The organism is Brevundimonas sp. D3-1P (assembly GCF_055809335.1).
This window is the reverse complement of record NZ_CM147908.1, coordinates 579,182-592,701: the sequence shown is the minus strand read 5'-3', so window position 1 is coordinate 592,701 and position 13,520 is coordinate 579,182. Positions and strand designations below refer to the sequence as shown.

Annotated in this window: 16 protein-coding genes; 4 read left to right on the top strand and 12 right to left on the bottom strand. The window is 66.7% G+C overall.

Features of this window, described 5'->3' with window-relative positions; translation table 11 throughout:
• Nucleotides 1-82: 82 nt before the first annotated feature.
• The 8 genes from AC0L6G_RS02955 to lipA all read right to left on the bottom strand — a co-directional run bounded on the left by AC0L6G_RS02955 (nt 83) and on the right by lipA (nt 6,059).
• Nucleotides 83-382, bottom strand: a complete 300-nt coding sequence (locus AC0L6G_RS02955) for an FtsB family cell division protein (protein ID WP_291538346.1) — start codon at nt 380-382, stop codon at nt 83-85.
• Nucleotides 383-520: 138 nt separating this feature from the next.
• Nucleotides 521-1,798 carry a phosphopyruvate hydratase gene (eno, locus tag AC0L6G_RS02950; RefSeq protein WP_473252839.1) on the bottom strand — a complete coding sequence of 426 codons (1,278 nt, stop codon included), beginning with the start codon at nt 1,796-1,798 and terminating at the stop codon, nt 521-523.
• Nucleotides 1,799-1,886: 88 nt separating this feature from the next.
• The gene (locus AC0L6G_RS02945) at nt 1,887-2,513 is read right to left on the bottom strand and encodes a hypothetical protein (protein ID WP_473252838.1); all 627 of its coding nucleotides are present in this window, start codon (nt 2,511-2,513) and stop codon (nt 1,887-1,889) included.
• A 126-nt stretch (nt 2,514-2,639) separates the two neighbouring features.
• Nucleotides 2,640-2,822, bottom strand: coding sequence for a 50S ribosomal protein L32 (gene rpmF / locus AC0L6G_RS02940; protein ID WP_026108365.1), 183 nt, complete (start codon nt 2,820-2,822; stop codon nt 2,640-2,642).
• 154 nt (nt 2,823-2,976) lie between these two features.
• Nucleotides 2,977-3,528, bottom strand: a complete 552-nt coding sequence (locus AC0L6G_RS02935) for a sugar O-acetyltransferase (RefSeq protein ID WP_473252837.1) — start codon at nt 3,526-3,528, stop codon at nt 2,977-2,979.
• On the bottom strand, nt 3,525-4,640 hold the full coding sequence (locus AC0L6G_RS02930) for an NAD(P)/FAD-dependent oxidoreductase (RefSeq protein ID WP_473252836.1): 1,116 nt from the start codon (nt 4,638-4,640) through the stop codon (nt 3,525-3,527). The genes AC0L6G_RS02935 and AC0L6G_RS02930 overlap by 4 nt, the downstream gene beginning before the upstream one ends.
• The gene (locus AC0L6G_RS02925) at nt 4,637-5,089 is read right to left on the bottom strand and encodes a type II toxin-antitoxin system RatA family toxin (RefSeq protein WP_293825107.1); all 453 of its coding nucleotides are present in this window, start codon (nt 5,087-5,089) and stop codon (nt 4,637-4,639) included. The genes AC0L6G_RS02930 and AC0L6G_RS02925 overlap by 4 nt, the downstream gene beginning before the upstream one ends.
• Nucleotides 5,090-5,096: 7 nt before the next feature.
• Complete coding sequence (lipA, locus tag AC0L6G_RS02920; RefSeq protein WP_366098592.1) at nt 5,097-6,059, bottom strand: lipoyl synthase; 963 nt, start codon at nt 6,057-6,059, stop codon at nt 5,097-5,099.
• A gap of 170 nt (nt 6,060-6,229) precedes the next feature.
• Here lipA and AC0L6G_RS02915 point away from each other — a divergent pair, with 170 nt between their 5' ends.
• A complete protein-coding gene (locus AC0L6G_RS02915; protein ID WP_293825110.1) occupies nt 6,230-7,783 on the top strand; it encodes an AMP-binding protein in 1,554 nt (517 codons plus the stop codon).
• Between the two features lie 18 nt (nt 7,784-7,801).
• Here AC0L6G_RS02915 and ygiD read toward each other — a convergent pair whose 3' ends face one another.
• The 4 genes from ygiD to AC0L6G_RS02895 are packed head-to-tail and all read right to left on the bottom strand — an operon-like array spanning nt 7,802 to nt 10,561.
• The gene (gene ygiD, locus AC0L6G_RS02910) at nt 7,802-8,560 is read right to left on the bottom strand and encodes a 4,5-DOPA-extradiol-dioxygenase (RefSeq protein WP_473252835.1); all 759 of its coding nucleotides are present in this window, start codon (nt 8,558-8,560) and stop codon (nt 7,802-7,804) included.
• A 4-nt stretch (nt 8,561-8,564) separates the two neighbouring features.
• Nucleotides 8,565-9,167, bottom strand: a complete 603-nt coding sequence (wrbA, locus tag AC0L6G_RS02905; RefSeq protein ID WP_291538277.1) for an NAD(P)H:quinone oxidoreductase — start codon at nt 9,165-9,167, stop codon at nt 8,565-8,567.
• Nucleotides 9,168-9,221: 54 nt separating this feature from the next.
• Nucleotides 9,222-9,725: a hypothetical protein gene (locus AC0L6G_RS02900; RefSeq protein WP_291538279.1), complete on the bottom strand. Its 504-nt coding sequence runs from the start codon at nt 9,723-9,725 to the stop codon at nt 9,222-9,224.
• Nucleotides 9,701-10,561 (bottom strand): D-alanyl-D-alanine carboxypeptidase family protein, encoded by an 861-nt coding sequence (locus AC0L6G_RS02895; RefSeq protein WP_473252834.1) that lies wholly within the window; start codon nt 10,559-10,561, stop codon nt 9,701-9,703. Before AC0L6G_RS02895 ends, AC0L6G_RS02900 begins: the two co-directional genes overlap by 25 nt.
• A gap of 109 nt (nt 10,562-10,670) precedes the next feature.
• On the opposite strand from AC0L6G_RS02895, the gene AC0L6G_RS02890 reads away from it, so the two are divergent.
• The 3 genes from AC0L6G_RS02890 to AC0L6G_RS02880 are packed head-to-tail and all read left to right on the top strand — an operon-like array spanning nt 10,671 to nt 13,518.
• On the top strand, nt 10,671-12,044 hold the full coding sequence (locus AC0L6G_RS02890; protein ID WP_473252833.1) for an MFS transporter: 1,374 nt from the start codon (nt 10,671-10,673) through the stop codon (nt 12,042-12,044).
• Nucleotides 12,041-12,850 (top strand): nucleoside triphosphate pyrophosphohydrolase, encoded by an 810-nt coding sequence (gene mazG / locus AC0L6G_RS02885; protein ID WP_473252832.1) that lies wholly within the window; start codon nt 12,041-12,043, stop codon nt 12,848-12,850. Before AC0L6G_RS02890 ends, mazG begins: the two co-directional genes overlap by 4 nt.
• On the top strand, nt 12,847-13,518 hold the full coding sequence (locus tag AC0L6G_RS02880) for an HAD family hydrolase (protein ID WP_473252831.1): 672 nt from the start codon (nt 12,847-12,849) through the stop codon (nt 13,516-13,518). The genes mazG and AC0L6G_RS02880 overlap by 4 nt, the downstream gene beginning before the upstream one ends.
• Nucleotides 13,519-13,520: the final 2 nt, after the last annotated feature.

Below are 13,520 nucleotides of genomic sequence, written 5' to 3'. Positions count from 1 at the left end.
GGAAAGGGGCTTTAGCAGCCTTCCTTCCCGGAACGCAAAGGGGTCCGGGTCGCGCTGTAACAATAGTTCAAGTGGCGCGTGTTCAGCTCTGTTCAGTCGGGGCCGAGGCGCGGATCACATAGTCGCGCGGATCGGAGAAGCCCAATACGGCGCGCGCGCGCTCCTCGAGCAGGTCGCGCGACAGACTGTCGCTGCGAAGATAACGCACCCGGGTCTCCAGATCACGGCGCTGCTCGGTCAGCTGGGCGAGCTGGTCCTCGCGCTGTCCCAGAAGCGCATCGCGCGAGGCGCCGCTCAACAGGCCCCGTTCGCCCGTCAAGGCCTGCACGCCAAGATAGGCGAGCAACAGCAGCAGAACGCAGGACACACGGTAAGACTTCATCCGTTCGGGCACTTAGAACGCTCCTTCTGAGCGCGAAAACACAGTTCAGGAACCGTGCCCGAAAATGCCTAACGAAATGTAGCTTGACCGTAAGAATATCGACGGAGAACGCTGATTCTCCGCCGAGAATTCCATCGCCTATTTCAGCAGCATGCCATCGCCGAAATAGACGCCCTGGTCGCCCAGCATCTCTTCGATGCGCAGCAGTTGGTTGTACTTCGCGACCCGATCGGATCGGGCCAGAGAGCCGGTCTTGATCTGACCGCAGTTGGTGGCCACGGCCAGGTCGGCGATGGTGGCGTCCTCGGTTTCGCCCGAACGGTGGCTCATGACGGCCGTATAGCCGGCGCGCTGGGCCATATCGACCGCATCCAGCGTCTCCGACAGGGTGCCGATCTGATTGACCTTGATCAGGATGGAGTTGGCCAGCCCCTCGCCGATGCCGGCCGCCAGACGCGCGGGATTGGTCACGAACAGGTCGTCGCCGACCAGTTGCACCCGGTCGCCCAGACGTTCGGTCAGCAGGCGCCAGCCGTCGAAATCGTCCTCCGCCATGCCGTCTTCGATCGAGACGATGGGGAAACGTTCGCACAGATCCACCAGATAGGCGGCCATCCCGTCGGCGTCGACGGTCTTGCCCTCGCCGGCCATGACGTATTTGCCGTCCTTGAAGAACTCGGTCGAGGCCACGTCCAGGCCCAGGTGGAAGTCTTCGCCCGCCAGATAGCCGGCCGCCTGCCCCGCCTTGGTGATGAAGCTCAACGCCTCCTCGGCCGAGGCCAGGTTTGGGGCGAAGCCGCCCTCGTCGCCGACGTTGGTGTTGTGGCCGGCGTCCTTCAGCTGCTTTTTCAGGGCGTGGAAGATCTCCGTTCCCATGCGCAGGGCGTCGCTGAAGGTCTCGGCTCCAGTCGGCAGGATCATGAACTCCTGGATATCGATCGGATTGTCGGCATGGGCGCCGCCATTGATGATGTTCATCATCGGGGTCGGCAGGACGCGAGCCGAGACGCCGCCGATGTAGCGATACAGCGGCAGACCCGACGAGATGGCGCTGGCCTTGGCGGCCGCCAGCGACACGCCCAGGATGGCGTTGGCGCCCAGGCGCCCCTTGTTGGGCGTGCCGTCCAGTTTGATCATCGCCTCGTCGATCCGGCGCTGGTCCTCGGCGTCCATGCCGGACAGGGCGTCGAAGATTTCGCCGTTGACGGCGTCCACCGCCTTCTGAACGCCCTTGCCCCCCCAGACATCCTTGTCGCCGTCGCGCAACTCGACGGCTTCGTGCGCGCCCGTCGATGCGCCGGACGGAACCGCGGCGCGGCCGAACGAGCCGTCGTCCAGGATCACGTCCACTTCGACCGTCGGATTGCCCCGGCTGTCGAGGATCTGGCGGGCGACGATGTCGGCGATGTCGGTCATGGCTCGGCTCTTTGGCTCAAGGCGGAAATGAAGTCAGACGGGTTTAGCCGCCCGTCCGCCAAAGGCCAATGCCGCCGTGATCGCGATGTCAGGAACACCCTTCGACCAGTTGGATCGACGGATCGCCCGCATGGATCATGCCGACCTTGCCGTCCGCGCCGATCTCATAGCGGACGCCGCGCGCCGACGGGTCGGCGACATAGGCGGTCGAACCGCCGCGCGCCCAGGCGAACAGATCCTCGGCCGGGGCGTCCTGATATTTGTGCGGCTGGGAAAAGACGGCGCCGCCATACGCCTGTTTGATCGCCAAGGCCGTGTCGCCCAGGCCGAAGCCACGGTCGGTCTTGACGCCGGCGTCGCGCGCCAGGGTGATTCGCGTCAGTCGGCCGTTCTGGATCATGACGCTGACGCCCTTCGGCGCGCGGGCGGGGTGGAAGATGTCGCACGCCTCAGGCTCTGCGCCTCCCACTGCGCCCGGGTTCGCGTCATCGCCCCAGGCCGCGATCAGATCGGCCTTGCTCATCCCGATCCGCGCCGGCCCCAGGCCGTCGGCCGTCAGGGTGTCGGCGGCCGCTGGCGCGGCGATCGGGGCCGAAGGCGACGCCGTCATATCCGGGGCGGGAGGCGAGGCGTCGGCAGCCGGCCGGTCGTCGCGCCCGCAGGCGGCGAGCAAAAGCATGCAGACGCCGATAGCGGCGGCGGGGCGAATCATCATGCGGCGATCTCCGATCTAAGCCTCGACGCGCTGAACGCACGAAAACGGCGCGCGGATCACCGCGCGCCGTCGAAATCGTCATTCGGCCCGTCGTTGTCGAACGCGGGCGAAACGTCCTAAAAAGACCTAGTCTTCCTTGGGCGTGATGACCTGGCGACCGCGATAGGTGCCGGTCTTCAGGTCGATGTGGTGCGGGCGCTTCAGCTCGCCGGTGTCCTTGTCCTCGACATAAACGTTCGAGGTCAGGGCGTCGTGGGCGCGGCGCATGTTGCGACGCGAGGGAGATACTTTGCGCTTCGGAACGGCCATGTCCGTCTCAATCTTCTAAGTCGGGCGCCGCCCAGAGCCGAAGCCTGTCTGGCGCGAAAACGATAGCGGCGGCCCCCAACCCTTCTTTAGAAGGATGCCGAGCCGCCACGCGAGGCGCGGCTTATGCATGAACCGCGCGACGATTTCAAGGCGTTTAAGCAGCCGCCAAACGACGGACGATCTTCGCCGGATTGCCGACGACGACAACGTCCGACGGCACGTCCTTGGTCACGACCGAACCCGCCCCGATCACCGACCGGTCTCCGATGGTGACGCCGGCCAGAACGATGGCGCCGCCGCCGATCCAGACGTCGTCTCCGATGATGATGGAGCGCGCCGTTTCCTTGCCGCGACGCGCCACCGCGTCCAAGGGATGCTCCGGCGTCAGGAGCTGCACCCCAGGCCCGGCCTGAAAGTTGTCGCCGATGCGAATCTCGGCGCAGTCCAGGAACACGCAGTTGGCGTTGGCGAAGGCGCGCGCGCCCAAATGGATGTTGACGCCATAGTCGCAGAAGAAACCCGGCATGATGATCGCCTTGCCGTCAGTCGCGCTCACCAACCGATTGACCAGGGCGCTGCGACGGTCGCGATCCGGCTCGGCGTTGATGGCGACCGTCAGGCCTACGGCTCGGGCTCGACCGTCTCGCAAGTCGGGATCGCCAGGATCATAGGGCAGGCCCGCCAGCATCTTCTCGCGTTCGGTCATTCCGTCTCCGTCAAAGCCGCCGCCACCGCCTCGCCGATAGCCAGCGAACCGGTCAGGCCGGGGCTCTCGATCCCGAACAAGGCCATCAGGCCGTCTAGGCCGTGATGCTCGCGCCCATGCAGTTGAAAGTCGGGCTGGGGCTCGCCCGGCCCATGCAGCTTGGGCCGGATGCCGGCGTAGTCGGGCGTCAGGGCGCCGTCGGGCAGGCCTGGCCAGAAACGACGGATATATCGCGCGAACTCGTCAGCCTTGGCCGGATCGACCGAATAATCCTCGGTTTCGACATAGGCCAGGTCGGGGCCGAACACCCCCTGCCCGCCCAGGTCCTTGCGATAATGGGTGCCTAAGGCGCCGGGGATAGGCGGAGGATAGATCAGCCGGTCGAACGGCGCGCGTCCGATCAGACGGAAATAGACGCCCTTGCCGAAATGGCCGGCGGGGATGTCTTGGGGCGGATAGCCCTCGATCTGACCTGCGACCGCCTGCGCCGACAACCCGGGCGCCGTGGCCAAGAGGCGGCTGGTGACGGTCATCGCCCCCTCGCCCCCGACGCGGATGGAAAAACCGCCGCCCGACAGCGACGCGGCGCCCTCGAACGGCGCCGACACGACGACCGAGCCGCCCGCGTCCTCGATCTCGCCTCGCAGGGCCAGCATATAGCCGTGGCTGTCGAACAGGCCGCTCTCGGCCGACAGGATGGCGGCGTGGGCGTTCAGTTCGGGCTCCAGCGCCCGCGCCTGGGCGCCGGTCAGATGCTCCAGCCCCTCCACGCCGTTCGCCGTCGCCTGTTCGAAGATGGCCTCGATCCTCTCGACCTCGGCCGTTTCGGTGGCCACGACCAGCTTGCCGCACTTCCAATGGTCGATCTTGCGGCTGGCCAGGAAATCATAGAGCGCGCGCCGACCCGCGACGCAGAACTGCGCCTTCAACGATCCGGTCGGGTAATAGAGGCCGCCATGAATGACCTCGGAGTTGCGCGACGACACGCCCTGGCCGATGTGGCCTTCCTTCTCCAGCACCAGCACCGTCAGGCCCCGTTTCGACAACGCCCGCCCGCAGGCCAGGCCCACGGCCCCGGCGCCCACGACCGTCGCATCGAAGTCGAAAATCATCGGCCGCGATATCTCCGCTTCGCCTCGGCCTCGAAACAGCCGATCAGCTTTTCCACGGCCCGGTCGAAGTTCGCCGACAGCATCAGGTCCAGCATCCGCGACTTGAAGGCGAAGTCGATCATGAACTCCAGCCGCGTGCCCTCGGGATGGGGAAAGAACTCCCAGCGGTTCTTCAGATGTTTAAACGGCCCGCGCAACAGGCCGACCTCGACCTTGGGCGCATTGCGGTCGTGCCGCACCCAGGTCGAGAACCGCTCCTTCAGCACCGAGAACCCGACCCCGGCCTCGGCGTCGACGACGGTGACGCCCTCGCTTTCCGCCCGCTCGTTCCAGACGCGCATCGACGTGACCCACGGCACGAAGTCGGGATAGGCGCGCACGTCCGCCACCAGATCGGCAAGCTGTTCGGGCGCATAGGGCAGTATGCGCGTGACGCGATGGACGGCCATCCCTGGCTCAGCGGCGCAGTTGCGCCTCGCGCGCCGCCCTCAGCCGGGCGAAGTCGTCGCCGGCGTGGTGCGACGAACGCGTCAGCGGACTGGACGACACCATCAGGAAGCCCTTGGCGCGGGCGATCGCCTCATAGGCCTTGAACTCCTCCGGGGTGACGAAACGGTCGATGGCGGCGTGTTTGCGCGTCGGCTGCAGATACTGGCCGATGGTGATGAAGTCGACGCCGGCGGACCGCATGTCGTCCATCACCTGCATGACCTCTTCCTTGGTCTCGCCCAGACCGACCATGATGCCGGACTTGGTGAACTGGTTCGGGTCCCGCTCCTTGACCATCTGCAACAGCCGCAGGCTGTGGAAGTAGCGCGCGCCCGGCCGTATCTTCAGATACAGGCGCGGCACGGTCTCCAGGTTGTGATTGAAGACGTCGGGCTTGGCGTCGATCATCACGGCGGCCGCCCCATCTTTTCGCAGGAAGTCGGGCGTCAGGATCTCGATGGTAGTGTCCGGCGCCTGGAGGCGGATCTGGCGCACCACCTCGGCGAAGTGGGCTGCGCCGCCGTCGGCCACATCGTCGCGGTCGACCGAGGTGATGACGACGTGGTTCAGGCCCATCTGCTGAACGGCCAGGCCCACCTTGCCCGGCTCTTCCGGATCCAGCGGCTGGGGCAAGCCCGTCTTGACGTTGCAGAAGGCGCAGGCCCGCGTGCAGGTGTCGCCCATGATCATCAGGGTGGCGTGCTTCTGGCTCCAGCACTCGCCGATGTTCGGGCAGGCCGCCTCTTCGCAGACCGTCACCAGCCCCTTGGAGCGCACGATGTCCTTGGTGGCGTTGTACTGGCCCGATCCCGGCGCCTTGACCCGCAGCCAGTCGGGCTTTTTCAGCACGACGGATTCCGGCCGGTTCTGCTTTTCCGGGTGACGCAGCTCCGACGGCTTGCGCTGCAGGGTGTCGATCAGAGTGACCATGGTCGGTATTTCGGCCTTCCGCGCCCGGAAGGCAAGGCACGGCCGGTTACAGAGCGCGACCGAACGGAACTCACGCGGCGTTACGCATCTTTTCAAGATGACCCGGCGTCATTAATGACAGTCGCCCGAACAACAGAGAGGGCTTCCCACGCCCTCCATAGGAGACGCGCTTGCGCCAGGCCCTGGATCCGTCGCTGTACGAAGAAACCCTGATCGACGCCCTTATCGAGGCGCGGGCGCGGTTCGGCGACAAGGAGATCCTGGAGGACCAGGATCGTCACCCGCTGACCTACACCGGCCTGATCCGCGCCGCCTTCGTGCTGGGCCGCAAGATCGCGCAGATGACGGACAAGGGCGAGCGGGTGGCCATCCTTCTGCCGTCGTCCATGGGGGTGGTCGTCACCTTTTTCGGTCTGCACGCCCACGGCCGCGTGCCGGTGATGCTGAACTTCACCGCCGGCGAGACCAATCTGAAGGCCGCCATCCAGGCGTCCGGCGTCAAGAAGGTGCTGACGGCCAAACGGTTCGTCGACCAGGCCAAGCTGGACGATCTCATCGTCGAACTGAAGACCGTCGCCGACATCGTCTGGCTGGACGACGTGCGCAAGACCATCGGCCTGCCCGACAAACTCTATGGCCTGGCCGCCGGGGCCGCGCCCAAGCGGTTCCGCGTCAAGACGGACCCGGATGCGCCGGGCGTGGTCCTGTTCACCTCGGGCAGTTTCGGAACCCCCAAGGGCGTCGTGCTCAGCCAGCAGAACCTGGTCGCCAATGCGCGCCAGGTGGCGGCCCACATCGACCTCGATCCGTCCTGGGTGATGTTCAACCCGCTGCCGACCTTCCACTGTTTCGGCCTGACCGGGGGCGTGATCCTGCCGCTGCTTCAGGGGTTGAAGGCGTTCGAATATCCGTCGCCGCTGCACGCCAAACAGATCACCGACCTGCTGCCTCAGGTGAACGCCTCGATCCTGTTCGCGACCGACACCTTCTTGAGCCAGTACGCCCGCGTCGCCGAACCGAACGACTTCGCCACGCTGAAGTTCGCCGTCGCCGGGGCCGAGAAGGTCCGCGAGGAGACGCGCGCCCTGTTCGACGCCAAGTTCGGCGGGGTCGAACTGCTGGAGGGCTATGGCGCGACCGAGGCCTCGCCGGTCATCGCCGTCAACCACCCCGACCGCAATGCGCCTGGCACGGTGGGCCAGATGCTGCCCGGCATCGACTGGAAGCTGGAGCCGGTCGAGGGGATCGAGGGCGGCGGCCGTCTGTTCCTGAAGGGGCCGAACGTCATGAGCGGCTATGTCACCGCCGCCGAACCTTTGACCTGGGACGCCGTGGGCGACGGCTGGCTGGACACCGGCGACATCGTGGACGTCGACGCCGAAGGCTATGTCACCATCAAGGGTCGGGCCAAGCGGTTCGCCAAGATCGGCGGCGAAATGGTGTCCCTGACCGCCGTGGAAGGCATCGCCGGCGCCGTCTGGCCCGAACGGCGGCACGCGGTGGTGTCGATTCCCGACAGCCGCAAGGGCGAGAAGCTGGTGCTCGTCACCGACCACGCCTCGGCCGAGGTCGCGCCCCTGGCGGAATGGGCCCGCACCAACGGCGCGCCCGAACTGGTCATCCCCAAGAAGATCGTCAAGGTCGCCGAAGTGCCGGTCCTGGGCACCGGCAAGACCGACTATGTCGCGATCCAGAAGATGGTCGAGGCGGAAAAGGCGGCCTGACCGGCTCCCTCGGCGCGCTCAGCCGATACAAACGCCGGTCATCGAGATCGAACCGCCCTCGATGCTGTCGTTGAAGAAGCTGACAGGCTCGCCCGGCTGCTGCTGCGCGGCGACATAGAGCACCGGCAGATAATGTTCGTCTGTCGGCACGCTCAGTTGCGCGTCCTCGGCCAGATCGACCCAGTCGATCAGCGCCTCGTGGTCGCCGATCAGGAAGGCGTGTTTCACCGCCTCGTTGAACCCGCTCGCCCAGGCGTAGGGCTCCGCCCCGGCCTCGCGCTTCCAGGTCCGCAGATTGTGGACGAAGTCGCCCGACCCGGCGATGACGATCCTCTCGTCCCGCAAAGGCCGCAGGGTCCTGGCCAGCTCATAGTGTTGGCGCGCCGTCAGGTCGCGGTTCAGCGACAGTTGCACCACCGGCACGTCCGCCTCGGGCCAGACGTGCCGCAGCACCGACCATGTCCCATGGTCCAGGCCCCATTGCTGGGTCATGATCGCGCCGGTCAGACCCGACACGCGGGCCGCCAGTTCCGGGGACCCGGGCGCGGAGTACTGCATTTCATGAAGTTCACGCGGGAAGTTTCCGAAATCATGGATGGTTTCGGGTTTCTCCTGCGCGGTCACGCCCAGCCCGCGCGTCTCCCAGTGGGCGGAGATCATCACCACGCCCTTGGGCTTGCCGATGGCCTGTCCAAGGTCGCGCCAGGCGTCCGCGAAGGGGCCGCCAAGCGCGTTCATGGGCGAACCGTGACCGAAGAAGACGGCGGGCTGGCGCATCGGATCAGCCGTGCAGCTTCTTGGCCAGTTCGGCGATGTGCCGCCCCTGGAAGCGGGCGCCGTCCAGTTCGATGTCGCTGGGCTGGCGCGAGCCGTCGCCGCCGGTGATGGTCGTCGCCCCATAGGGCGAGCCGCCGTGGACCGCGTCCAGTGTCATCTGCGCCTGATACGAATAGGGCAGACCGACGACCGGCATGCCGTGGTGCAGGAAGAAATTGTGCAGACCCTGGAAGGTGGTCTCCTGACCGCCATGCTGGGTCGCGGTCGCGGTGAAGGCGCCGCCGACCTTGCCGATCAAGGCGCCGGTGAACCATAGGCCGCCGGCCTGGTCCAGGAAGGCGCGCATCTGCGACGCGGCCGATCCGAAGCGGGTGCCGGCGCCGATGATGATGGCGTCATAGTCCTTGAGATCGTCGATCTTGGCGATCGGCGCCTTCTGATCCAGCTTGTAGTGCGAGGCCTTGGCCAGGTCTTCCGGCACGGTTTCCGGCACGCGCTTGATGTCCACGATTGCGCCTTCGACCTCGCGCGCGCCTTCGGCGACGGCTTCGGCCATGGTTTCGAGGTGGCCATAGGTCGAATGATAGAGAACCAGGACTTTCGGCATCGGGGGAGGCTCCGTTGAATGACTGACGGCCGTTATTCGCAACAACGACCGTTGCTAACTTGGCGTGTCCCCATTCGCTACGCAAGTCCCCGATTCCGTTTTCGGCTCGAACGGACACAGGGCCGCGTAAAAGGCCGCCGATCCCGGCGCGGCGCGCCCGTTCTGGCGATGAAAGCGGTGTTCCATCGCCATCGCCTGCTGCTCGATGTTCAGCCCTTCCCAGCGGCAGGTCGAAACGGCTTCATAAGCATAGGACGCCGCCGTGTCGCCGGCCTTCAGCTTGGCCCAGAGCAGATTGACGCCCTGCTGGGCCTGCCAGACGTGGGTCAGTTCGTGGATCAGCACGCCCTGGGCGCGCACGGAGGCCTTGGCGAAATCTCCGACCAGATCGCGCTGCGGCCAGACGATCCAATCCCGCCCGAACCACCTTCCGGCGACAAAGGCGCGCCGAAAGGGCCAGCCGATCAGCCGGACCGTATCCAGGCGCAGCGCCGCGCCGAACGCATCACGCGCCAGCGCCGTCTCGGCCGAAGTCAGGGTGCGAATGAAGGGTCCCACGGCCGCACATACTCCCAGTGCCACGGTTCATAGACGTAGGGGACGAAACCGAACCGCCCCGCATTGGCGACCAGCCAGCGATAGGTCGGCGTCCGCGCCATGTATTCCCGGCTGGCCGGGGTGGTGGAATCCACCCCAAGGCCCGGCGCCTGTCCGACATAGAGATCGACGGCCGTCCCCGTCCTGTGCGGCGAACAGACCGCGCGCCTCAAGCCGTCGCAATTGCCCTGCTGGACGCAACGCGCCGTGTCCGCCTCCGGGTCGCGAAAGCCTGAGAAAATCTGCAGCAGTTCGGGATTGACCGCGACCTCGGGAACCTCGGCGCGGGCGGCGGCGACCAGGCGTCGATAGGCGTCCAGCACGTCGCGCCGCAGCAGCCGGGTCAGGCGATCGGCGTGCTCCTCCTCCGCGACCAGATAACCCAGTTGGTTGATCGGCGGCGGTTCCGGGCACAGCCCCCGGACCCGCGCCATGACGAAGGGCCGCCGCTCCTGCCACAGGCCGCGAAACACCTGGAAGGTCGCGGCGTCCAACAGGCCGGTCGGGGGCAGGCCGTGCGTCTGCTGGAACCCCGCCAGCTGAGAGGCGAAGATGGGTGTGCCAGGACCGCAACGCGTATGCAGATCCTGCTGGATCAAGGGCAGATAGGGCTGCCATCCCCATTCCGTCGCGCCGAAGGGCGCCCATTCCATCCCATAGGCAGCCTCGGCGTTGGCCAGACCCTGCCCGCCCCAGATGTCGGCGTTGGTGTGACAGGGCCCCGCGGCGGCCCTGGCCTGTCCCGCAAACAGAACCCCCAGGACCAGACCCAACAAGGCGAACAGGCGAACCGACATGGCTTCAACAAGCCTCAAGCCGGCCGCGAAGTCCACCATACCGCCGAAGCGACAAAGCTGCGATGGTGCCGCAGGTCCGACTCATCCGGGCCGTTTCGGACCTTCTTTCATGACCGCCCGATCCGCGTCCGCGAGCGCGACGCCCCGCCGTTCCAATGCGGTTCTGGCCGCCTTTTCCGGGCCCTGCCTGCCGCTGGCCGCCTTCGGCGTCGCCCTGCCCGTCACCCTGCCCGAATTCTACGCCACCTTCATCGGGCTGGAGCTGGGGGTGGTGGCGGCCGTCTTCATGGCGGTGCGTCTGATCGACATCGTGTTCGACCCTTTCATCGGCTGGGGCATGGACCGGACCCGGACCCGGTTCGGCCGCTACCGTCCGTGGATGGCCCTGTCCGCGCCCATGCTGATGTTGGCCGCCTATATGATGTTCGTGGTCGTTCAGCCCGGCGCGCCGCCCGTCTATCTGTTCGGCTGGCTGTTGTTTCTCTACCTGGGCTTTTCCATCGGCACGCTGGGGCAGTTGGGCTGGGCCGCCGTGTTGGCGCCCCAGTACGATCAGCGCAGCCGCGTCTATGGCTGGTGGCAGGTGTTCAACATCATCGGCGTGGTGCTGATCCTGGTCCTGCCGACCGTGGTGGTTCAGACGGGCCTTGGAAACTACGCCGATGGGGTGAGGATCATGGGCTGGGCCATCGTGATCGCCCTGCCCCTCACCATCGGCCTGGCCATGTTCGCCGTGCCCGAGCCGGTCACGGCCGGCGGCCAGCCGCACGGCAGCCTGAGCGCCTATCTCAGCCTGTTCAGGAAGCCGGTGGTCAGGAAACTGCTGCTGTCGGATCTGTTGCTGGGCGTGGCGCCCGGCATCACCGGATCGCTGCTGTTCTTCTTCTTCGGCCAGATCCGGGGCTACGACCACACCCAGGCCGGGCTGTTCATGCTGTTCTATTTCGTCGCCGGCCTGTGCGGCGCGCCCTTCTGGGCCTGGTTTGCGACCCGCGTCGGCAAGGATCGGGGCCTGGCCGTGGCCAGCGTCGTGTCAGCCGTCCTCTATGTCGGCGCGACCCTGGTTCCGGGCGGAAACTTCGTTCTGACGGCGGTGGTCATGTTCATCGCCGGCCTGCCCTATGCGGCGGGCCTGTTCCTGACGCGCGCCATGATGGCCGACGCCGGAGACGAGGAGCGGTTCGAGACCGGCGTGGACCGCACCGGCCTGATGCTGTCCATCCTGTCGGCCACGACCAAGATCGGCCATGTCGTCGCCCTGATCCCCTATCTGATCCTGCAAGGGGTGGGTTTCCGCGCCCTGCCCGGTCCGGCGGGCAACAGCGACGCGGCCCTGTTGACGCTGCAAATTCTCTTCATCGCCGTGCCGGGCGTCCTGCTGGTCCTGGCGGGCGTGGTGCTGAAGAACTATCCGCTGACGGCGAAGCGCCACGACGAAATCCGCCTGGCGCTGGAGGCCCGCGACGCCGGGGCCAGGGCATGAGGCCTATCGACCGCCTGCTGGGCGTCATGGCGCGGCTGCGCGACCCGGAGGGCGGCTGCCCGTGGGACGTGGAGCAGACCTTCGCCACCATCGCCCCCTATACGATCGAGGAGGCCTATGAAGTCGCCGACGCCATCGAACGCAACGACCTGGTCGAGCTGAAGGGCGAACTGGGCGACCTGTTGTTCCAGGTCGTCTTCCACGCCCGCATGGCCGAGGAGCAAGGGCTGTTCGCCTTCGACGACGTCGTCAACGCCATCGCCGACAAGCTGGAACGACGCCACCCCCATGTCTTCGGCGCCAATTCTTTAGATGATGGGGCCCAGCGGTCGTCGAGGGAACAGACGGTCGCCTGGGAAGCGATCAAGGCGGCCGAACGCAGGGACCGCAAGAAACCCGGCGTGCTGGACGACGTGCCCGTCGGCCTGCCCGCCCTGACCCGCGCCGCCAAACTGACCAAGCGCGCCGGGCGCGTCGGCTTCGACTGGCCCTCGACCGACGAAGTGTTCGACAAGCTGGCCGAAGAGGTCGAGGAGTTGCGCGTCGAGATCGCCGCCGGCGACCAGGCCAAGGCCCGCGAGGAGCTGGGCGACCTGCTGTTCGTCGTCGCCAACCTGGCCCGCAAGCTTGACGTTGAACCCGAAGACGCCCTGCGCGCCGCCAACGCCAAGTTCGTCCGTCGCTTCGGCTTCATCGAGGCTGAACTGGCCAAGGACGGCCGCACGCCGGACCAGTCGGACCTGGCCGAAATGGACCGCCTCTGGGACGCCGCAAAAGCGGCGGAAAAGGCCGCCCCCCGGCCTTGAGCGATCCCTGCGTGACCTACGACCTGATCATCTTCGACTACGACGGCGTCGTCGCCGACAGCGAGGTGCTGAACAGCACCGTCATGGCCGAACAGCTGACCGCCATCGGCCTGCCGACCACGTTGGACGACGTGCTGGGCGCCTACACCGGCAAGCGGTGGCGCGACAATCGCCCGGCGGTCGAGGCCAGGCTGGGCCGCGCCTGTCCCGACGATTTCCACACGACCTGGTTCGCGACCTGCCGCCAGCGCGCGCCGCATCAGTTGCAGCCGGTGCCGGGAATGATCGACTTCGCCCAAACTCGGCCCGAAGCGCGTTGCATCGCCTCGTCCAGCGGACCGGACTGGATCGGCGTGGGCCTGGACCTGTTCGGCCTGACCGACCATTTCGACGGCTCGGTCTTCACCGGCCTGGCGGTCGAGCGGGGCAAACCGCACCCCGACCTGTTCCTGCACGCCGCCCGCACAATGGGCGTCGATCCGTCCCGCGCCTTGGTCATCGAGGACAGCGAGGCGGGTGTCAGCGCGGGCGTCGCGGCCGGAATGACCGTGGTCGGCCTTTTGGCCGGCGGCCACGTCCGCGACGGCCATGCCGAACGCCTGGCTGCGCGCGGCGCCAATCATCTGGCCGCGACCTATCGCGAAGTCGCCGCCTTCATGGATCGCTGAAC